Origin of the sequence: Streptomyces sp. NPDC020845, from assembly GCF_044334165.1 — a bacterium.
Classification (GTDB): Bacteria; Actinomycetota; Actinomycetes; order Streptomycetales; family Streptomycetaceae; genus Streptomyces.
Map to the genome: position 1 here is coordinate 169,092 of NZ_JBIRSJ010000001.1, position 22,679 is coordinate 191,770.

Sequence of the window (22,679 nt, forward strand, 5' to 3'; positions counted from 1 at the left end):
CGACAGCGCCGGGCTTCACCGGAACGGCCGACGAAACGCACCCGATGGGCCCACACCGCTACGCCGCCGGGCCGAGCGCCGCGGCGTGTCGTCGGGGCGGGGGCGGGGGCGGGACGCGGGGCGGGGTGCGCGGTTCGCGGCAGTTCGTTAAGGCCGACAGTTGCCATTGCAGCGAACTGCCAGGCCATTCGGCCGCATTACGGCCCTACACTCGGGAAACCACACCGGAAATCGGCAGCCTACTTATCGAGGAGGCCAGACCCCTCATGCCCGCCAATGGCCCCGCCCCGGGGATTCCGCTTGCCGCTCAGCGCGAATTCTGGATCGCCCACTCCCTGCGCCCGGACAGCGTCGCCTACAACATCGGCGAATATATCGAGATACGCGGTCGGCTCCGTTTCGATTTATTCGAGTCCGCCCTGCGCCACGCCTTCGCCGAATGCGCGGCGCTCGCGGTGCGGTTCATCGCGGACGAGGCCGGTCCGCGCTGGGCCGTCAAGGGACGCGACGACTTCCCGCTCGTCCGCGTCGATCTGACGGCCGAAGCGGACCCGCGCGCCGCAGCCGAGCGATGGATGGTGGAATTCTTGGCCAGGCCGGTTCCGCTGCCGGACGGTGAGCTGGTCGCCTACGCGGTGATCCAGTTGGCGGATGATCTCTATTACTGGTGCAGCCGATACCACCACATTCTCGTCGACGGATTCAGTGGACCGCTTATCGCGCACCGAGTGGCGGGGGTCTACTCGGCGCTGGACGCGGGCGAGGAAATACCGCCGAGCCCCTTCGGAAATTTCGGCCGACTGCTTGCCGAGGAAGCGGAATACCGCGCTTCGGAGGCGTTCGTCCGGGACCGTGACTACTGGCTCGAGAAATTGCGCGACCTTCCGGAACCCGTTTCCCTGACCCGCAGGCACGCACCCGCCTCCGGTTTCACCCGGGCCTCGGACCGCCTGTCGCCCCAGGATCTGCTCGCCCTGGACCGCGTCTGCGAGCGGGCCAGAATCCATCGCTCCGCGATGCTCTTCGCCCTGGCCGCGCTGTATCTGCACCGGATGACCGGGGAGCCGGAAGTGGTGCTGGGGCTCGTCGTCGCGGCCCGCACCACCCCGGCCGCCAGGACCACCCCCGCCGTCCTGTCCAACGTCCTGCCCGTCCGGCTGTCCCCGCGCCCGGACATGACCGTCGAGGAGCTGGCGCGCGCCGCCCAGAAGGCAATGCGGTCAGCGCTGGCCCACCAGCGTTACCGCGCGGCCGACATGGCGCGCCTGGTCTCGTCGGACGACCAGCCGGCCCCGCTGTACTCGATGATCGTCAACATCATGTCGTTCGACTACGACCTGCGGTTCGGCCCGCACCCCGCCGTCGCGCACAACCTGTCCACCGGCCCCGTCGAGGACCTGGCGCTCGCCTTCACCGACCGCCTGGACGGCCGGGGCCTCACGGTCGACCTGGACGCCAACGCCGCCGTATGGGGCGGCGCCGAGGCGCGGGGCCACGGCGCGCGGATCTCCCGGCTGCTGAGGACCGTCGCGGCCGACGGCAGCGGCATGTCGCTCGCCGAGGTCTCCATGCTCTCCGACCGCGAACGGGGCTCCCTGCTGCGCAAGGCCACCGAGGCGGCCGTGGTGGTGCCCGACGCCACGGCGGACGAGCTCTACGAGCGGCAGGCCCGGCTCCACCCCGACCACCCCGCCGTGCTCTCCGGCTCCGCCGAGCTCTCGTACGCCGAACTCAACACACGGGCCAACCGGCTGGCGCGGGCGCTCATCGAGCGCGGCGTCGGCCCCGAGACACCGGTCGCGCTCGCGCTCCAGCGGTCCGTCGAGTTCGTCGTCTCCGTCCTGGCCGTCTGGAAGGCGGGCGGCGCCTTTCTGCCGGTCGACCCCCACTATCCGCCCGCGCGCGTCGAGTTCATGCTCTCCGACGCCCGGCCCGCGCTGACGCTGACGACCACGGCCCATGCGCGGACCGTCGGACACCTGCCGGGCGACCGGCTGCTCCTGGACGCCCCCGAGACCGTCCGCGACCTGGCCGGCCGCGACCCCGCGGACGTACGGGACGAGGAGCGGCACGCGCCGCTCGACCCGCGCCACCCCGCCTATGTGGTCTATACGTCCGGGTCCACCGGCACGCCCAAGGGGGTCGTGGTGACCCACGCGGGCCTGCCGAGCCTGGTGCACACCCAGCGCACCCGGTTCGGCGTCGGGCCCCGCTCCCGGGTCCTGCAGTTCGCCTCGCCGAGCTTCGACTCCGCGGTCTGGGAGCTGACCGCGGCGCTGCTGTCCGGCGGCTGCCTGGTCATCGGCGCCGACGGAACGCCGCCCGCGGGCCCCGAACTGCCGGAGCTGATCACCGGCCTCGGTGTCACACACGCCGTGCTGTCGCCCGCCGTGCTGGCGAGCCTGGACCGCGGCACCCTCCCGGCCGGGCTCAGGCTGATGTCGGTGGGCGAGGCGCTGCCGCCGGCGCTGGCGGCAGACTGGGCCGCCGACACCGTCCTGCTCAACGGCTACGGCCCGACCGAGGCCACCATCTGCGCGGCCATGAGCGGCCCGCTCGGCGGCGAGGGCACACCCCCGATCGGCAGCTCCGCCGCCAACACGGCCGCGTATGTACTCGACGCCGCCCTGCGCCCGGTCCCCGTCGGCACGGTCGGCGAACTCTGGCTGAGCGGGCCCGGGCTGGCCAGGGGCTATCTGAACCGGCCCGGCCAGACCGCGCAGCGGTTCGTCGCCAACCCCTACGGCCCGCCCGGGTCACGGCTGTACCGCACCGGCGACCTGGTGCGCCGTCGGGAGGAGGACCAGCAGTTGGAGTACGTGGGGCGCGCCGACGGGCAGGTCAAGGTGCGGGGCCTGCGGATCGAGGTCGGCGAGATCGAGGCCGTGCTGGCGGGCCATCCGGCGGTCCGGCGGGCCGTGGTGACGGCCGACGAGATCCGCCCCGGCGCCACCCGGTTGCTGGCCCATGTCCTCCCCGAGCCGGACACCGGCCACGCCACGGCCGCCGCGCTCCCGGCCGAGCTCATGGCCCGTGCCAAGAGCGGGCTGCCGGACTTCATGGTGCCCGCGCAGATCGTCCTGGTGGACCAGCTGCCGCTGAGCCCCAACGGCAAACTCGACCGGGCCGCGCTCCCGAAGCCCCGGCCGGCCGAGGACACCGGACACCGGGCCCCGCGGACCGACCGGGAAGAGCTGTTCCACGAGCTGTTCACCGACATCCTCGGCCTTGACCACGTCGGCGTCGACGAGAGCTTCTTCGCCCTCGGCGGCGACAGCATCCTCTCCCTCACCCTGGTCAGCCGCGCCCGCGCCGCAGGGCTCGCCATCTCCCCGCGCGAGGTGTTCGAACACCGCTCCGTGGCCGCGCTGGCGCGCGCCGCCCGCTCCGCGGCGGACACCGCCCACGGCGACGGCCCCCACACCACCGACGACAGCGGCGAGCTCTCCCCGACCCCGATCATCCGCTGGCTGACGGGCCTGGGGCCGGACGCCGTCAAGGAGTTCCACCAGTCGGTGCTGGTGCGGGTGCCCGGCGACCTGCGCCACGACCACCTGGCCGACGCGCTCGACACGCTGCTCGACCGCCATGCCGCGCTGCGCCTCCGGCTCGGCGCAGGGGAGGGCGGCGCGCTGGAGATCGCCCCGCGCGGCGCCGTCCGCGGCCATGAGTGCCTGACCCGTGTGCCCGTACAGGATGAAGACCCTAACAACAACGCCACGGCGCGGTGGCGCCGGACCGTCGAGGCGGCCTCGGAGGCGGCGCGCGGCCAACTCGATCCGGAGAAGGGGGCGTTGCTACGGGCCGTGTGGTTCGACGCGGGCCCCGAGCGGCCCGGCCGGCTGCTGGTGCTGATCCACCACCTCGCGGTCGACGGGGTCTCCTGGCGCGTACTGCTGCACGACCTCGCCGACGCCTGGGCCGCGGCCGCCGAGGACCGGCCCCTCGCGACCCCCGGCCCGGTGACCTCCCTGCGGCGCTGGTCCCGGCTGCTGACCGAGGGCGCACACCACGAGGCCCGGACGGCCGAGCTCCCGCTGTGGGAGAACATCCTCGATGGCGCCGACCCGCTCCTCGGTCCCCGCCCGCTGGACCCCGCCCGGGACACCGCCACCAGCGCCCGGATGCTGTCGTTCTCCCTGCCGGCCGACGCCACCGCCGCGCTGCTGACCTCCGTACCCGAGCGCTACCACACCGGGATCAATGACGTCCTGCTGACCGCGCTCAGCCTCGCGGTGGTCGAGTGGCGGCGGCGCCGCGGCATCGGCGATACGGACGATGTGCTGCTGGAACTCGAAGGACACGGCCGGGAACACCTCGCCGACGGGGTCGACCTCAGCCAGACCGTCGGCTGGTTCACCAGCATGGTCCCCGCCCGGCTCGCCCCCGGAACACTCGACTGGGCCGAGGTGACGGCCGGTTCCGCGGTGCTCGGCACCGCCGTCAAGACGGTCAAGGAACAGCTCGCGGCGCTGCCGGACCACGGCATCGGCTACGGCATGCTGCGCCACCTCAACCCCGACGCGGCACACCGGCTCGTCGGACACCCGGGCCCGCAGATCGGCTTCAACTACCTCGGCCGGTTCACCGTGTCCGACGGCGCCGACTGGCTGCCCGACCCGGACCCCGACTTCGGAGCGCTGCGCGGCGGCTTCCCGCCCGGTATGCCGCTGCCGCACACCCTGGCCCTCAACGCGCACACCGAGGACCGGGAGGACGGCCCGCGGCTCACGGCGGTGTGGATCTGGGCGGGTGAACTGCTGGACGAGGCGGCCGTACAAGAGCTCGCCGACGCGTGGTTCGCCGCGCTCACCGGCCTGGTGGAACACGCACGGGCCATCGGAAACCTCGCGCACACCGCACACCGCGGCCACACCCCTTCCGACTTCCCCCTGGTCTCGCTCTCCATGGCCGAGGTGGAGCGGCTGGAGCGGACCGTGCCGGACCTGGCCGACATCTGGCCGGTGTCCAGCCTTCAGCAGGGCCTGCTCTTCCACGCCGTGTACGACGACACCGCCCACGACGACTACGTGGTGCGGTTCGGTCTGGACCTGGCGGGCGACGTCGACGCGGCGCGGCTGCGCACCGCCACCGAGGGGCTGTTCGCCCGCCACCCCGGGCTGCGCGCATGTTTCGTACGGGAAGGGCTCGCCGAACCGGTGCAGGTGATCCCCGCCCAGGTGGCGCTGCCGTGGCGGGAACACGACCTGTCGCGGCTGGACGGACCCGCGCGCGAGGCCGAACTGGCCCGGCTGCTGGACGCCGACAGCGGGCGGCGCCTTCCCGTGGACACCGCCCCGCTGGCCCGCTGCATGCTGCTGCGGCTCGGAGCGGACAGCCACCGGCTGATCCTCACCAGCCACCATCTGCTGCTCGACGGCTGGTCGATGGCGCTGCTGTCGCGCGAACTGCTCGCGCTGTACGACGCGGGCAACGACCCCGACGACCCCCACGCGCTCGCCGCGCTGCCCGCGCCCCGCCCGTACTCCGCCTATCTGTCCTGGCTGAAGGGGCAGAACAGCCAGGCGGGGCTCGACGCCTGGCACACCGCCCTGTCCGGGGTGGCCGGGCCCACCCTCGCCGCGAGCCCGGACACCCCCGCGACGGCCGCCACCCGGCGGCACGTCCTGGAGCTGACGGCCGAGCAGACCGCCACGCTCACCGCGTACGCCCGCCGCCACGGCCTGACGCTGAACACGGTGGTGCAGGGCGCCTGGGCGATCGTGCTCGGCTGGCTGACCGGCCGCGACGACGTGGTCTTCGGCGTCACCGTCTCCGGGCGCCCGCCCGAGATCGACGGCATCGACACCATGGTCGGGCTGTTCATCAACACCGTGCCCGCCCGGGTCCGGCTGCGCCCGGACGAGACGTTCCCGGAGCTGCTGACCCGCGTCCAGGGCGAACAGGCCCGGCTGCTGGACCACCACCACATCGGCCTCACCGACATCCAGCGCCGCATCGGCACCGGTCGGCTCTTCGACACCCTCCTGGTCTACGAGAACTACCCGCACGACCCGGACGCGCTGCGCTCCGCCTCCAAGCGCCTGACCGTCACCGGAGTGCACCCCGAGGACGGCACCCACTACCCGCTCAGCGTGGTCGCGCTCCCCGGCGAACGGCTGCGGATCCACGTCAACTACTGCCCGGACACCGTCGGCCGGAGCCGGGCGTCGGCCGCCGCCGACGCGATGGAACACCTGCTCACCGGGGTGCCCGTCATGCCCGGAGCGGCCGAGACCCCGGTGGCGCGGCTGCTGACCGCGGCCGCGCCGCAGTCGGCGCCCGGGGGCGTACGGTGCGAGGAGACCCTGCCGGAGCGGTTCGAGGCACAGGTGCGGGCCACCCCGCACAACATCGCCGTGGTCGACGGCCGGCGCTCCCTGACGTACGCGGAGCTCAACGACCGCGCCAACCGCCTGGCGCGGCTGCTGACCGGACACGGCGCCGGGCCGGAGCGGGTGGTGGCGCTGGCGGTCGACCGCCGGGCCGAACTGGTCGTGGCGCTGCTGGCCGTCCTCAAGAGCGGCGCGATGTATCTGCCGGTGGACCCCGCCTATCCGCGCGAGCGCATCGGATTCATCCTCGCGGACGCCGCCCCGGTGTGCGTGATCACCACCACCGACACCGCAGCCGCGCTGCCCGACGGCCTCGACGTACCGGTCGTGGAGCTCGACGCGCCGCAGGTCATGAGCGCCATGCGGGACCTCGCGCCGACCGACCTGACCGACGCGGACCGCGGCGGCCCGCTCACCCCGGCACACGGCGCCTACATCATCTACACCTCGGGCTCGACCGGGCGGCCCAAGGGCGTGCTGATCCCGCACGAGAACGTCATCCGGCTGTTCACCTCCACCGACCACCTCTTCGGGTTCGGCGCGGACGACGTGTGGACGCTGTTCCACTCCTACGCGTTCGACTTCTCGGTGTGGGAGATCTGGGGCCCGCTGCTGTACGGCGGCTCGCTGGTGATCGTGCCGCACACCGTCACCCGGTCCCCGGGCGAATTCCTGGAGCTGCTGGTCGAGCAGGGCGTCACCGTGCTCAACCAGACCCCGTCGGCGTTCTACCAACTCCTCGGCGCCGACCGCGACCGCCCGGAGCTGGGCGCGCGGCTCGCCCTGCGGTATGTGGTGTTCGGTGGCGAACGGCTCGACGTCTCCCGCCTGGGCGACTGGTACACCAGGCACCCTGAGGACACGCCACGGCTGGTCAACATGTACGGCATCACCGAGACGACCGTGCATGTCACCCACACCGAACTGGTCCGCGCCGACGCGGTGCGGGATGCCTCGGTCAGCCCCATCGGGCGGCAGATCCCCGATCTGCGGCTGTATGTCCTCGACCATCTGCTGCGCCCGGTGCCCCCGGGCTCCGTAGGCGAGCTGTACGTCGCCGGCCCCGGCCTGGCCCGCGGCTACGCGGGGCGGCCCGCGCTGACCGCCGAGCGGTTCGTCGCCGACCCGTTCGGCACCCCCGGCGAGCGCATGTACCGCACCGGAGACCTGGCCCGCCAGGGCGGCGACAGCGGGCTGGAGTACGTCGGACGGGCCGACGGCCAGGTCAAGCTGCGGGGCTTCCGGATCGAGGTCGGCGAGATCGAATCCGCGCTCACGGCCCTCGACCAGGTGGCGCGGGCGGCCGTGGTGCTGCGCGAGGACCGGCCCGGCAGACCGGCGCTGGTCGCCTATCTGGTGGCCGAGCCCGGCGCCGCACTGCCCGGGGCCGCCGAACTGGCGGCGCTCGCGGCGGCCCGGCTGCCGGTCCACATGGTGCCCTCCGCGTTCGTGGAGATGTCCGAACTCCCGCTGACGGTCAACGGCAAGCTGGACCGCGCCGCCCTCCCGGCGCCCGACTTCACGGCCGCCTCGACGGCGGCCCGCCCGCGCACTCCGGTCGAGGAGACCCTGTGCTCGCTGATGAGCGAGGCGCTGGGGGTGGACAGCGTCGGCGTGGACGACGACTTCTTCCTGATGGGCGGCGACTCCATCGTCTCCATGCGCTTCGCCGACATGGCACGCCACGCCGGCCTGGCACTGCGGCCCAGGGACGTGGCGGAGGGCCGTACGGTCACGGCGCTGGCCGCGATCGCCGAGCGGAGCGCGCCGCGCCGGGGGCCGGCCGGCGAGGGCCGCCACCGGGACGGCGGCGGCGCGGGCGACGGGGTGGGCGAGCTCCCGGCGACGCCGATCATCAGGCGCATGTGGGACTGTGAGGGGCCGATCGACGCGTACCACCTCTCCATGGCGGTCCGCGTCCCGGCGGGCGTGCGGGCCGAGCATCTGATCGCCGCCCTCCAGGCGCTTGTCGACCGCCATGACGCGCTGCGGATGCGGCAGCAGGACGACCAGGGGCGGCGGGCGCTGGAGATCGCGGAGCCCGGCTCGGCCCGGGTGGCCGACTGCTTCACCCACCAGGTCATCCAGGTCGCCGACGAGGCGGAGTGGCCCCCGGCGCTGGCCGATGCGTCCTTCCGCCACCAGGCGCAGCTCGACCCCGCGTCCGGCCGCACCCTCCAGGCCATCTGGCTGGACCCCGGTCCTGAGCGGCCCGGCCGGCTGCTGATCCTGCTGCACCACCTCGTGGTCGACGGGGTCTCCTGGCGGTTCCTGCTGCCGGACCTGGCCCGTGCGTACGAGGCCGTCGCCACCGGCCGGCGGCCGGATCTGCGGGCACCGGCGACCTCCTACCGCAGATGGGCGCGCCACCTGGTCGAGGAGGCGGTGGAGCCCGCGCGCGAGAAGGAACTGGAGATGTGGACGCGGATGTTCGAGCCGAAGCGGCCCACGCTGGGCACCCGGCGGCTCGACCCGCGGACCGACACCCTGGCCTCGGCGCGGATGGCGCTCTTCGACCTCCCGGAGGAGGACACGGCGACGCTGCTCGCGGTGCCCGGCGCGCTGGGCGTGGACCTGCGCGATGTGCTGTACGCGTCGTTCGCCGTCGCCTACGCGCGCTGGCGGGGCGACGAGGGCACCGGAGTGCTGGTGGACCTCCAGGCGCACGGCCGTGAATTCCTTGCCGACGGGGTCGACCCGTCGTCCACCGTCGGATGGTTCACCGCGCAGTTCCCGTTCGTCCTGGACCCGGGGGAGATCTCCGAGGAACAACTCGACGCCTCCGGCGCCGCGTTGACCGAGGGCGCCGCGCGGGTGGGGGCCCAGCTCGCGGCCCTGCCCGACAACGGCATCGGGTACGGCCTGCTGCGCTATCTCAACCCGCGCACCGCTCCGCAGCTGGCCGCACTCGGCGATCCGCAGATCTCCGTCAACTACCTGGGCCGGTTCCAGGTCGGCGAGAGCTCGGCCCACTGGACCCCCACCGGCGAGGCGGGGTCGGCGATGGGCGGCGGGGCGGACGCCGGGGCTCCGCTGGAGCGCACCCTCACCCTCACGGTCGCGGTCGAGGACCGCGAGCGGGGCGCGCGGCTGGCGGCGCGGTGGATCTGGCCGTCGGGCGTCCTCGAGGACGACCACGTCGCCGAGCTCGCCCGGGGGTGGTTCGATGTGCTCCGCCGCTACGCCGGGCACACCAGGGCGGCGCGTACCCAGGCGCCCTGACGACGGTGACCGCGCCCCGTCCCGGCTCGGTCAGCGCATCCCCGGGATGTGCGGAACGGGTCGGGGCGGCGCGCCGCCAGCCGCATCATGGCGATCGTGGAGCGGACGACCCTCCTCCCAGGCCCTTCGGGCCTGGGAGGTACCCCCTCCTTGACGTGGGCGGCGGTCCGGCTTGTGAGCCCAGCTCACGAGGCGTGTCGTCCGCCCGCACCGCCTGGATCAGCCCGTCCCGGCGGCCCAGGCTCACACACTGCACCACGAACCGGAAGCGCATCGGCCGCGGCTCGCGTCCGCGGGCCTCGGCGATGAGGCAGGTCGCCGCGTGCGAGGCGGCGGGCAGGGCGGTGGCGCAGGCCATGCGCAGCGCCCCGGCGGCCGGCGAGGAGGCCGCGGCGCAGTCCCCGGCCGCGTAGATCGGGCGGCCATCGGCCCCGCATAGCCCGCGCCCAGCACCAGGACCTCGCGCTGCTCCATCTCGGTGGCCTCCTTGTGAGGGGGTGTCACTGGGGAGACGGCATGGTGTCCCGGAGTGTGACATGAGGGGACGGCGAAGACGTCGTGCATACGAATCTGCTCCAGCCCTCGGCGAGCGGCCCCGATGTCGGATAAAATCAATCAAAGTCGATCAAATGGGACTCCTTGCAGCGATGACAACGGGGCCCGCATCTCCGCCGGGCCACCGGGACGGATGCCTATGAACAGCGGGTACGAGGGATCGGAAGAATTCGGTCCGGACCCCCTCGGAGACTTTCTCGCACGCTTCCTCGGCGTCGGACCGGCCGGGCAGCGCCCCGGCTCCCGGCACGTCGACTTCGGCCGCCTGATGAGCGAGCCCGCACGGCAGCTCGTCTCCTCCGCGGCCTCGTACGCCGCCGACCGCGGCTCCACCGACCTCGACACCGAACACCTGCTCCGCGCGGCGCTCACCGCCGAGCCGACCCGCACCATGGTCGTCCGGGCCGGGGCCGACCCCGAAGCCCTCGTCGCCGAGATCGACCGGCAGACGGGGGAGGGGCCGCCGCGCGGTTCGGTCGCGGTCACGCCCGCCGTCAAGCGCGCGCTGCTCGACGCCCATGAGATCGCCCGGTCCTCCGGCTCCTCGTACATCGGCCCCGAGCACGTACTGATCGCGCTCGCCGCCAACCACGACTCCACGGCCGGGCAGCTGCTGCATGCGGCCCGGTTCGAGCCACGCCCCGGTCCGCCCGGCGGCCTCGCGGCGGCCCCCGGTGCCGCCGAACCCCGTCCAGGACCCAACCGGCGGGAGACGCCCAACCTGGACAAGTTCGGCCGCGACCTGACCGAGATGGCCCGCGAGGGCCGGATCGACCCGGTCATCGGGCGCGACGAGGAGATCGAGCAGACCATCGAGGTGCTGGCCCGCCGGGGCAAGAACAACCCCGTCCTCATCGGCGAGGCCGGCGTGGGCAAGACCGCCGTCGTCGAAGGGCTGGCCCAGCGCATCGCCGAGGCCGACGTCCCCGACATCCTGCTCGCCCGGCGCGTCCTGCAGCTCGACTTCGCGGGCGTCGTGGCCGGCACCCGCTACCGCGGCGACTTCGAGGAGCGGCTGACCGGCATCATCGACGAGATCCGCGCCCACTCCGAGGAACTGATCGTCTTCATCGACGAGCTGCACACCGTCGTGGGCACCGGCGGTTCCGAAGGCGGCCCGCTGGACGCCAGCAACATCCTCAAGCCCGCCCTGGCCCGCGGCGAACTGCATGTCATCGGCGCCAGCACCCTCCAGGAGTACCGCCGCCACATCGAGAAGGACGCGGCCCTCGCCCGCCGCTTCCAGCCGATCATGGTGCCCGAGCCCGCCCCCTCCGACGCGCTGGAGATCCTGCGCGGACTGCGCGACCGCTACGAGGCCCACCACCAGGTCCGCTACACCGACCAGGCGCTGCTGGCGGCCGTCGAGCTCTCCGACCGCTATCTCACCGACCGCTTCCTGCCCGACAAGGCCATCGACCTGATGGACCAGGCCGGCGCCCGCATACGGCTGCGCTCCAGCACCAGGGGCACCGACATCCGGGCGCTGGAACGCGAGGTCGAACAGCTCACCCGGGACAAGGACCAGGCCGTCGCCGCCGAGCAGTACGAGCGTGCCACCTCGCTGCGCGACCGGATCGGCGAGCTGAACCGGCGCATCGAGGAGGGCTCCGGCAAACAGCACCCGGCCGGCCGGGTCGCCGAGGTCACCGTCGAGGACATCGCCGACATCGTCTCCCGGCAGACCGGCATCCCCATCAGCAGCCTCACTCAGGAGGAGCGGGACCGCCTGCTCGGCCTCGAGGCGCATCTGCACAAGCGGGTGATCGGCCAGGAGGAGGCCGTCTCCGCCGTCGCCGACTCCGTACTGCGCTCCCGCGCCGGTCTCGCCGACCCCAACCGCCCCATCGGCAGCTTCCTGTTCCTCGGCCCCACCGGCGTCGGCAAGACCGAACTGGCCCGCGCCCTGGCCGAAGCGCTCTTCGGCAGCGAGGACCGCATGGTCCGCCTGGACATGAGCGAATACCAGGAGAAGCACACCGTCAGCCGGCTGATCGGCGCCCCGCCCGGATACGTCGGCCACGAGGAGGCGGGGCAGCTCACCGAGGCGGTGCGCCGGCAGCCGTACTCGCTGCTGCTCCTGGACGAGGTCGAAAAGGGCCACGCCGACGTCTTCAACATCCTTCTGCAGGTGCTCGACGACGGACGGCTCACCGACGCCCAGGGCCGCACCATCGACTTCAAGAACACCGTCATCGTCATGACCAGCAACCTCGGCTCCGAGGAGATCGCCGGACGCGGCGCGGTCATGGGCTTCGGCGGTGGCGCGGAAGCCGACGAGGACGCGCGCCGCGAGCGGGTGCTGCGCCCGCTGCGCGAGCACTTCCGGCCCGAGTTCCTCAACCGCATCGACGAGATCGTCATCTTCCGGCGGCTCGCCGACGAACAGCTGCGGCAGATCACCGATGTGCTCCTGGAGGAGACCCGACGCCGGCTGCGCGCCCAGGACGTGCCCGTCGACTTCACCCCCGCCGCTGTCGACTGGCTGGCCCACCACGGCTACCAGCCCGAGTACGGCGCCCGGCCGCTGCGCCGGACCATCCAGCGGGAAGTCGACAACCCGCTGTCCCGGATGCTGCTCAACGGCAAGCTCCAGCCGCACAGCCATGTGGAAGTCGATGTGGAGGAAGGGAAGCTGACCTTCCGCAAGGAGCAGAACCCCACCACCACACTCGGCTGACAACGGTCTTGTGAACACTGGTTGCCGAGCTCGCGAGCGGGCGCGATAGCGTGTACAAGCCAACGGGGACAGCACCGCCCCTGGCACTTGGATTCCGCTCGCCCGCATGCACGAGGAGCCCACTTGACCAGCCCGGAACAGCGCATGGCCGACCTGCTCAAGACCTTCGGAGATCCGGCGGCGTGCACCGCCCATCTGCTGTGCGACCGGCACCCGGCCGACGCCGTCGCCTTCACGGTGGTCGGCGCCGACCTCAGCGGGCACGACATGACCTACGGCGAACTCCGCGAGTCCTCCGCGCGGATGGCGAGCGCCCTGGCGGCCCTCGGGGTGGGCCCCGGCGACCGGGTCGCCACCCTGATGAGCAAGTCCGCCGAACTCCTCGTCGCGACACTCGCGATCTGGCGGATCGGCGCAGTCCAGGTGCCCCTGTTCACGGCGTTCGCGCCCCCGGCCATCGCCCTGCGGGTCACCGGCAACGGCACCAAGGTCGTGATCACGGACGCCGGGCAGCGCCCCAAACTGGCCGCGGGCCCCGACCTCCCCAGCGACCAGCCGTGGCGGATCATCACCACCGGGCCCACCGAGGAAGGCGACCTGTCGTTCGCCGAGCTACTCGCGGGACACCCGCCGCTGGACGAGGCGGCCGTCCTCGGCGGGGACGCCACCATCGTGGAGCTGTTCACCTCCGGCACCTCAGGACCGCCCAAGGCCGTGCCCATCCCGCTGCGGGCCGTCGCGGGATTCGCCATGTACCAGGAGTTCGGCCTCGACCACCGGCCCACCGATGTGTTCTGGAACGCCGCCGACCCGGGCTGGGCCTACGGGCTGTACTACGCGATCATCGCCCCGCTCGCCCTCGGCCTGCGCAGCCTGCTGTACAACAGCCTGTTCTCCGCCGAGGGGACCTGGGCGGTGCTGTCCCGCTTCAACGTCACCAACTTCGCCGCCGGCCCCACCGTCTACCGCAAGCTGCGCGGCACACCCGCCCCCGACGGCGTGCGGCTGCGCTGCGCCTCCGCGGCCGGTGAGCCGCTGCCGGCCGACGTGGTCAGCTGGGCGGAGCGGACACTCGGCATCCCGGTGCGCGACCACTACGGCTCCACCGAACTGGGCATGGCCATCGCCAACGCCTGGCACCCCGCGCTGCGCACCGACCTCAAGCCCGGCTCCATGGGCAGGCCGCTGCCCGGCTGGAGCGTGACCGTCCTGCGCGAGGACACCAACTCCGCCGTCGCCGAGACCGGTATGCCCGGCCGGGTGGCGATGGACATCACCAAGAGCCCGCTGATGTGGTTCGAGGGCTACCGCGACGCCCCGGAGCGCACCGCCGAGAAGTTCAGCCCCGACGGACACTGGTTCTACTCCGGCGACACCGCCTCCCGGGACGAGGACGGCCACCTGTTCTTCTCCGGGCGCAGCGACGACGTGATCCTGATGGCCGGATACCGCATCGGCCCGTTCGAGGTGGAGAGCGTGCTGCTGGAACACGAGGCGGTGGCGGAGGCGGCGGCGGTCGGCGTCCCCCACGAGGAACACGGCGAGGTGATGGAGGCATTCGTGGTGCTGCGCGCGGGGGCGTCGTCGCCTTCGGACCCCGACGCCCTCGCCGCCGAGCTCCAGCAGCTGGTCAAGGACCGGCTGGCCAAGCACGCCTACCCGCGGAGCGTGCACTTCGTCACCGAGCTGCCCAAGACCTCGAGCGGCAAGACCCAGCGTTTCCTGCTGCGCCCGCGCCAGGTCAGCTCCCGCGCTCGCTGAGCCGGGCCCGGGGCGGCCCCCGCTCGGCTATCGTGAGCGGTTACGCGGTGGGCAGGGTGATACGCGGCCCGAGGGGCACCTCCCAGCGGTAGCTGGGGGAGAACCGAGCCCTGGAAAGAGCAGCCGAGGGGATTAGGCCTACGTGAACGAGGCAGCTGAGGCAACCGGCGCGGGCAAGGCGGGCAAGCGGGCGGCGGAGTCCACCGCGGGCAGGGACGTGTCCACGGTCAGGGACGTCGCCAAGCGCGCCGGGGTGTCCGCGTCCACCGTCTCCCGGGTCATGGGCGGCACCTATCCGGTGGCCGCGGCCACCCGGGCCAGGGTGGTCAAGGCGATGCGCGAACTGGACTACGTGGTCAACGCGCACGCCCGCGCGCTCGGCGGGTCCACCAACAAGACGGTGGCGTTCGTCGTGGACGATGTGACCGGCCCCTTCTACGCGCATATCGCGCGCGGCGTGGAGGAGCAGGCGTCCGCCGAGGGGCGGCTGTGCATGCTGTGCACCACGCACGGCGATCCGCAGCGCGTCCTCGCCGTGGTGGAGGCGATGCGCGAGCAGCGGGCCGACGCGGTGATCGTGGTCGGCGGTGCCTCTGAGGACAAGGCATACCAGGACCGTATGACGCACTTCGCGCACGCCCTGGACCGGGTCGGCTCGCGGCTGGTGCTGGTCGGCAGGCCGCCGCTGGGCGAGGGCGTACCGGCCACCGTGGTGGAATACGACAACGAGGCCGGCGCCTTCGCGATGACCACCCACCTGCTCAGCGCCGGACACCGGCGCATCGCGTATCTGGCCCGGGTCCCGGGCCTGTCCACGAGCACCCAGCGCATCAGCGGCTTCACCCGGGCCCATGAGCTGATGGGCCTGAGCCCGGACCCGGCCCTGATCCTGGACGGAAGTTTCACCCGCGCCCACGGCTATCGCGCGGCCCGGGAGCTGCTGGCCTCCGGGGCCGAGTTCAGCGCGGTGTTCGCGGGCACCGACATGGTGGCGGCGGGGGCGCTGCAGGCGCTGCGCGAGGGCGGTCTGCGGGTGCCCGAGGACGTGTCGCTGGCCGGGTACGACGACATTCCGGTGGCGATCGACGTCTACCCGGCGCTGACCACCGTGCACGTACCGCACGAGGAGCTGGGGCGCACCGCCGTGCGGCTGGCCCTGCACCGCGAGGAACTGCCCGAGAGCCAGCACCAGGTGCTCGGTACACATATCGTCATCCGCGCGTCGACCAGGGCACCCGGCCGTCCCCCGGAAAACCGCTAGAAAACGGTCTCTGCCGACGGCTTTCGCGTGCGACGGTCGTCGGCGGAGGCTATCGAAAATTTTCGCGTCTGGTAGCGGTGGAAGACGGCGCGGTGCGGCACGCCCATGATGGACACCGGTTTCCTTGGGTTCCCCCACCGCACGCCTTCTTGGAGCGACCACCATGGCGCAGAGCCGGCCGAGGTTCCTCGTCTACACCCGCACCACCGCCTACCGGCACGACTCCATCCCCGAGGGCATCCGTGCCTTCCATGAGCTCGGCGCCGAGCACGGCTTCGACGTGGAGGCGACGGAGGACCCGAGGGCCCTCGAGCGCGGCCTCGACCGCTTCGCGGCCGTGGTGTTCCTGTCCACCAGCGGTGATGTGCTCACCCCCGAGGGACGGGAGGCGCTGCGGTCTCTCCTGCGGGGCGGCGGCGGGTTCATGGGCGTGCACGCGGCCGCGTGCACCGAGTACGGCTGGCCGTACTACGGGGAGCTGCTCCGGGCCCGTTTCGACCGCCACCCCGCACTGCAGCCGGGCGTCCTCACCATCGAGGACCGGGACCACCCGGCGACCGGCCATCTGGGCGCCACCTGGGCGTTCACCGACGAGTGGTACGACTTCCGGGCCAGTCCGCGCGGTGCGGTGCGGGTGCTGGCCTCCGCCGACGAGACCTCGTACGAGGGCGGGGGGATGGGGGCCGACCATCCGCTCGTCTGGTGTCATGAGCACGACGGAGCGCGGGTCTTCTACACCGCGCTCGGACACACCAGTGAGGCGTACGACGATCCCGCCTTCCGGGCCCACCTCCTCGGCGGGCTCCGCCACGTGGCGCGATCACAGCACTGACCACATTCCGCACCACCCCCACACCCCCCCACGACCACCCCCCCCACGATGGGAGTGACTTCTCGATGAGCCGCGAGAACACACATAAGCTCAGCCGCCGCGGAGTGCTGAAGGCCGCCGGAGGGCTCGCCCTCGCGGGCGCCGCCGGCGGCATCACCACCGCCGTCACCGCGGGCTCCGCCGGCGCCGCCCCGGCCACCTTCACCCACCCGGGCATGCTGCACGCCTACGGCGAGCTCAACCGGGCCAAGGTACGGGTGGCCGCGGGGAACGACCCGTGGCTGTCCGGCTGGAACCGGCTGATCGCCAACTCGCACGCCCAGTCAGGCTGGAAGGCCAACCCGCAGGCCACCATCATCCGCGGCGGCACCGGCGAGAACTACGGCATCCTCTACAACGACATCCACGCCGCCTACCAGAACGCCCTGCGCTGGAAGATCGCCGGGACCACCGCCCACGGCGACACCGCCCGCGACATCCTCAACGCCTGGTCCGCCACGCTCACCACGGTCACCGGAAACGCCGACCGGTTCCTGGCCGCCGGGATCTACGGCTACCAGTTCGCCAACGCCGCCGAGCTGATGCGGGGCTACTCCGGCTTCGACCTCGAGCGGTTCAAGAGGATGATGCTCAACGTCTTCTACCCGCTGAACAACCAGTTCCTCACCGGTCACAACGACGCCTGCATCACCAACTACTGGGCCAACTGGGACCTGTGCAATATGAACTCGATCCTGGCCATCGGCATCCTGTGCGATGACGGGGCCAAGTACGACCAGGCCGTGAACTACTTCAAGAACGGCGCGGGCAACGGCTCCATCAAGCACGCCGTCCCGTTCCTGTACGACAGCCAGGGCCTCGCCCAGTGGCAGGAGTCCGGCCGTGACCAGGGCCACACCATGATGGGCATGGGCCAGATGGGCGCCTTCTGCGAGATGGCCTGGTCCCAGGGCGAGGACCTGTACGGCTACGACAGCAACCGTTTCATGAAGGCCGCCCAGTACGTCGCCAAGTACAACCTCGGCCAGGACGTCCCCTTCACCACCTACACCTGGGGCACCGGCCAGAACTGCGCCCAGCAGTCCCACACCGTGATCTCCTCCGCGAGCCGCGGCCAGCTCCGGCCGGTGTGGGACATCCTGCACTACCACTACGCCAGGCGCCGGGGCCTGTCCGTCCCGTACATCACGGCCATGGCGGAGAAGGTCCGCCCCGAGGGCGGCGGTGGAGACTACGGCTCCACGAGCGGTGGCTTCGACCAGCTGGGCTTCGGAACCCTGCTGTACGCCAAGTAGGGCGGTACGACGGTCTTCGTTCGACGCCGGTCATCCCGAGGCCCCGCAGTTGTTACAGCTCCAACCGCCATTGGGCCCCTGGATGACCGGCGCTCCGCACTGACTGCAGTTCACAACGGCCCCCCTGTCTCACCTTTTACCCAAGAAGACGCCGTAACTCTGCCTCAGGCTGCTCGCATTTCAGGCGGAGAACGAAAGGGCGCCGTTCTCGCCGCTCGGCGGGAGGCTCTGCTCGGCCCAGATGACCTTGCCGTGCGGGGTCTGCCGGGTGCCCCAGCGCTGGGTGAGCTGGGCGACGAGCAGCAGTCCGCGCCCGCCCTCGTCGAAGCTGCGGGCCCGGCGCATATGCGGGGCGGTGCTGCTGGCGTCGGAGACCTCGCAGATCAGCCCGGCGTCATGGATCAGCCGCAGCTGGATGGGGCTGCTGGCATGGCGGATGGCGTTGGTGACCAGCTCGCTCACCACGAGCTCGGTGGTGAAGATCGCCTCTTCAAGACCCCAGGCCGTCAGCTGCCGGGAGGTCCAGCGGCGCGCCTCGGCGACGGTCGCCGCGGTGGCCGGTACATCCCGGGTGGCCACGCTGGCGGCGTCCAGGGTGCGGGTCCGGGCGATCAGCAGGGCGATGTCGTCACTGCCCCGCTCCGGCGTGAGGGCGTCCAGCACGGACTGGCACATCTGTTCGGCCGACTCGCCGGGCTTGGTCAGCGCCCGGCACAGCAGCGCCAGCCCCTCGTCGGGGTCGCGGGCGGCGGACCGCAGCAGCCCGTCCGTGTACAGCACGAGCGTGCTGTCCTCCGGGAGCTCCATATCGACGGTCTCGAACGGCAGGCCCCCCACGCCCAGCGGCGGCCCCGGGGGCACCCGCGGCAGCGTGACCGCCCCGCCGGGGGTGACCACGACGGGCGCGGGGTGGCCGGCGCTGGCGAAGGATGCCGTGCGGGTGATCGGGTCGTACACCCCGTACAGGCAGGTGGCGCCCAGCTCGCCGGTGCTCTCCTTCCGCTCCTCGGCCACGAGACCGCCCGTCTGGTGACGCAGCTCGGTCTCGCCGGTACGGGGCTCGGTCTCGCCGGTACGGGGCTCGGTTTCGGCGGTGTGGAACTCCTCCTCGTCCAGGCGGAGCACCAGATCGTCCAGGTGGGTGAGCAGTTCGTCCGGGGGCAGACCGATATCGGCGAGCGTACGAACCGCCGTCCGCAGCCGCCCCATGGTCGCCACGGCGTGCACCCCGTGCCCCACGACATCGCCCACGACCAGGGCTATCCGGGCTCCCGAGAGCCTGATGACGTCGAACCAGTCGCCCCCGACCCCCGCCGCGGTGCGCGCCGGAAGGTAGCGGGAGGCGATCGACGCGGCCATCTGCCGCATCCCCGTGCGCGGCAGCATGCTGCGCTGGATGGCCAGCGAGACGGCGCGCTCACGCGTGTAGCGGCGGGCGTTGTCCACGCACACCGCGGCCCGCGCCGTGATCTCCTCGGCCAGCAGCAGATCGTCGTCGTCGAACGGATCCCGCGTCCGGTGGCGGTAGAACATCGCGACCCCCAGCGTGGTGCCCCGGGCGATCAGCGGCACCGCCATCACCGAGTGGATCCCGTACCGGCGCACCGACTCGGCACGGCGGGGGACCTCCCGGGTCCAGCGCCGGATCTCCTCGTCCCCGGTCGAGTGCCGCACACCGCGGCCCGCCGCCAGGGCCTGCGCGGGAGGCGAGTACTCCGGCCAGGCATCCGCGCCCCCGGCCACCAGCGACGCCTCCGGGCAGCCCTCCAGAACGGACTGCTGCGCGATACGGCGGAAGTCCACGGCCCGGCTCGCCGGGCTCACCATCGGCTCCTGCCCGTGGTAGATCGCGTCCAGCAGATCGACGGTGACGAAGTCGGCGAACCGGTCGACCGCCACATCCGCCAGCTCCTGCGCCGTCCGGCTCACGTCCAAGGTGGTGCCGATCCGACCGCTCGCCTCGTTGACGATGGCCAGCCGACGGCGGGCCCGGTACTGCTCGGTGTAGTCGAAGACCACCGCCGACAGGCCCCGCACCACGCCCACCGCGTCTTTGACGGGGATCAGATAGACGGTCCGGGCGGGGTCGAAGCCCTCATGGCTCAGCCCTTCCCCGGTGCGGATGACCTCCTCCTGGAGCCGGTCGAGCTCCTGGACGATGGGCCGGGGGTCCATATCGCGCAGACGCAGCCCGCGCATCTGGTCCACCGACCGCCCCATGAGACGGGTCATGGCCACGTTCGCGCCCACCAGCCGCGCCTGGGCGTTGTAGACCGCCACGGGAATCGGCATCTGGGCCAGCGTCCAGTTCTCCAGCAGCCGCTCCTCCTCGGACAGCTCCGGTGCGCCGGGCTCCGTGTCGGGCCGGGCCTCCGCTGCCGTACCCGCCACCACGAGCCAGCGGAGCCCGCCGTCGGCGCCGGTCAGCGGATGTGCCTGGACCGCCAGCCGTACGCGGTGCCCGCCCCGGTGCCTGGCCTTGATCGGGCCGCTCCAGCCATCGCCCGGCTGCGCGCGCAGATACCTCCGGGCCGAGGCGGGGAGATCACCGGCGAGGAGGTCCCGTACGGGATGCCCCAGCATGTCGCCGGGCTGGTAGCCGAGCAGCCGCGCCGCATCAGGCCCCCAGGCCGTGATGTACCCGCGGGCATCGACCTCGATCGCCGCCGAGAGCGGCGCGGCCCGCTGATGCCCGAATTCCTCGGCCCCACCGCGGGACCTGGTGGATTCGTTCTTGCGCATCGGCATCTGCCTCGCCGGGCCATGTCCGAATGCCCGGGCTCGGGGCCCGGACGCCACGACCCCTCTTCAGGATGATCCCCGGGCCCGGGCCCGCTCAATCGGCCCCGGGCCATGGTCCGGGCCGGGATCCGTCCGCGATGGCTCGGCTGTCCGGGATGGCTCGGCTGTCCGGGACGGCGCCCCGCTCGGCGGTGCGCAGCGCCAGCTCGGCCAGCGCCTCGGGGGCGCCGGCCTGGCCGCGTATCCCCGGAAAAGCGTTGATGTCCACGATCAGTGGCGCCCCGCCGCCCGCGTCGATCACATCCACGCCGTACACCCGCAGTCCGAAGACCGAGCCGACCCGCAGCGCCAGCCGCGCCCAGCCGTCCGGCAGATCCCCCGGCGCCAGCGACCGCGCCGGGCCGCGGTCGGGGTCCGCCAGCTCCGACCGGCGTACGGCCGCGAAGACCCTGCCCTCGATCACCCACAGCTTGTGGTCCCAGCCGCTGTTCTCGGTGAACGGCTGCACCACCACCGGCTCGCCCGACCAGACGGCGCCAAGGGCGCGCAGCCCGGCGGCGTCGTCGACCCGGGCCACCAGGTCGTGCCGTCGGCTGTGCCGGCTCTTGATCACCACCGGATACGCGAGCTCTTCGCCATCGAGCCGGGCGAGGGCCGGTACGGTCCTGGTGCGCGCGAAGGGCAGCCCGGCCCGTAGCGCCAGGTCGGCCATCGCCGTCCGGTCCTGGCACAGCTCGGTCGGCCCCGCCGCGTTCAGCACCGGAGCGCCACGCTCTTCGAGATAGCGGGCCAGGCCGAGCGCGCGCTGCATGTGCGCCTTCAGCAGATAGACATCGGCGAGCGCCCCGAAGGAGTCCGGATCTTCCGGTGCGCCGTTCCAGCCGCCCGGATCCACCGCCTCCACCCGGTGCAGGGGCGTCAGCAGCGCGGTCGTGGCGGCCAGCAGCGGGTGCTCGGGCTCCGGGGTGATCAGACCGATCCTCATCGGCTCTCGCCGGTGCCCGCGGGAACCTGTTCCGCCACCCGCGCCCGCGCCGGCGTCGCGGGTACCACGGCCGTTGCTCCCGCTGTCGCCCCCGCTACGTTCGGGCCCCGGCGGGCCAGCTCCAGGACGGCCCGCCCCACCCGTGCCGCCGCGTCCGGCACCTGACGGAAGCTCGGGAAGTCGTTCACATCGACGATCACCGGGCCGTCCGGGCCCAGCAGCACATCCACGCCGTACAGATCCAGGCCGTAGACCGCCCCGGCCTCGGTGACGATGCGGCCCACCTCGGCGGACAGCGCCACCCGCCGCTCGCGGACCGGCTCCTCGGGGTGCAGCGGCGAGCTCCGCTCGGTCGCGTACAGCTCGCCGCCCACGCAGTAGACCTTGAGGTCGACCCCGGAGTTGGCCACATAGGGCTGGGCTATCAGCATCCTTTCCCCCGCCAGCTCCGCCCCCAGCCCGGCCAGCCGGTCGGGGGAGGACACCAGCCGCACCGCTCGCCCCGAGCTGCCGTCGGCGGGCTTGACCACCAGCGGGAACTCCGCCTCCGGTATCTCCGCCAGCAACTCGGGCCGGGCCGCCGCGTAGGTCCGCGGCATCGGCAGCCCCCGGGCGGTGCCGATCGCCGCCGCCAGCACCTTGTCCCGCACCCCGCGGATCGACCGGGCGTCATTGACCGTCGTCAGCCCCACGGCCGCCGCGGCCTCGAGCAACGTCAGGCCCGGGCCCCCGGAGACGGTTTTGAGCACCCAGGCGTCATGGCTGCCCGTCCCGACCGCCTCCGACACACTCACCAAGGAGCTCCCCGGCCACACCACATCCACCCGGTGTCCCCAGGCGGTGAGCTGTCGGATCACCTCCAACGGCATGCCGTCGTAGCGGTAGTGCTCCTCCACCAGAAAGCAGAGCCTCATGGACCTTCCCTGTCACGCCGGACGTTCGCCGACCCGTCCGGCGCGCCATAACGTCTCAGCATGTCATGGCACACCGGACCACTCGCGGGCGGGAACG

At 72.5% G+C, this 22,679-nt stretch carries 9 protein-coding genes; 6 read left to right on the top strand and 3 right to left on the bottom strand.

All coding sequences use genetic code 11. The features are described 5' to 3' along the window. Positions 1-266 precede the first annotated feature (266 nt). From ACH4U7_RS00675 to ACH4U7_RS00700, 6 genes are all read left to right on the top strand, one after another. Positions 267-9,557 carry an amino acid adenylation domain-containing protein gene (locus ACH4U7_RS00675; protein WP_398525860.1) on the top strand — a complete coding sequence of 3,097 codons (9,291 nt, stop codon included), beginning with the start codon at positions 267-269 and terminating at the stop codon, positions 9,555-9,557. Between the two features lie 694 nt (positions 9,558-10,251). Further along, positions 10,252-12,792, top strand: a complete 2,541-nt coding sequence (locus ACH4U7_RS00680) for an ATP-dependent Clp protease ATP-binding subunit (protein ID WP_398525861.1) — start codon at positions 10,252-10,254, stop codon at positions 12,790-12,792. Positions 12,793-12,915: 123 nt separating this feature from the next. After that, complete coding sequence (locus ACH4U7_RS00685; RefSeq protein WP_398525862.1) at positions 12,916-14,553, top strand: AMP-binding protein; 1,638 nt, start codon at positions 12,916-12,918, stop codon at positions 14,551-14,553. A gap of 217 nt (positions 14,554-14,770) precedes the next feature. After that, complete coding sequence (locus ACH4U7_RS00690) at positions 14,771-15,814, top strand: LacI family DNA-binding transcriptional regulator (RefSeq protein WP_398526426.1); 1,044 nt, start codon at positions 14,771-14,773, stop codon at positions 15,812-15,814. A 163-nt stretch (positions 15,815-15,977) separates the two neighbouring features. Continuing rightward, positions 15,978-16,646 carry a ThuA domain-containing protein gene (locus ACH4U7_RS00695; RefSeq protein ID WP_398525863.1) on the top strand — a complete coding sequence of 223 codons (669 nt, stop codon included), beginning with the start codon at positions 15,978-15,980 and terminating at the stop codon, positions 16,644-16,646. Between the two features lie 65 nt (positions 16,647-16,711). Beyond that, positions 16,712-17,941, top strand: coding sequence for an alginate lyase family protein (locus tag ACH4U7_RS00700; RefSeq protein ID WP_398525864.1), 1,230 nt, complete (start codon positions 16,712-16,714; stop codon positions 17,939-17,941). A gap of 180 nt (positions 17,942-18,121) precedes the next feature. Here ACH4U7_RS00700 and ACH4U7_RS00705 read toward each other — a convergent pair whose 3' ends face one another. From ACH4U7_RS00705 to ACH4U7_RS00715, 3 genes are all read right to left on the bottom strand, one after another. After that, on the bottom strand, positions 18,122-20,689 hold the full coding sequence (locus tag ACH4U7_RS00705; protein ID WP_398525865.1) for a SpoIIE family protein phosphatase: 2,568 nt from the start codon (positions 20,687-20,689) through the stop codon (positions 18,122-18,124). A gap of 88 nt (positions 20,690-20,777) precedes the next feature. Then, positions 20,778-21,668 (bottom strand): RimK family alpha-L-glutamate ligase, encoded by an 891-nt coding sequence (locus ACH4U7_RS00710; protein ID WP_398525866.1) that lies wholly within the window; start codon positions 21,666-21,668, stop codon positions 20,778-20,780. After that, positions 21,665-22,582: a RimK family alpha-L-glutamate ligase gene (locus ACH4U7_RS00715; protein ID WP_398525867.1), complete on the bottom strand. Its 918-nt coding sequence runs from the start codon at positions 22,580-22,582 to the stop codon at positions 21,665-21,667. The genes ACH4U7_RS00710 and ACH4U7_RS00715 overlap by 4 nt, the downstream gene beginning before the upstream one ends. Positions 22,583-22,679: the final 97 nt, after the last annotated feature.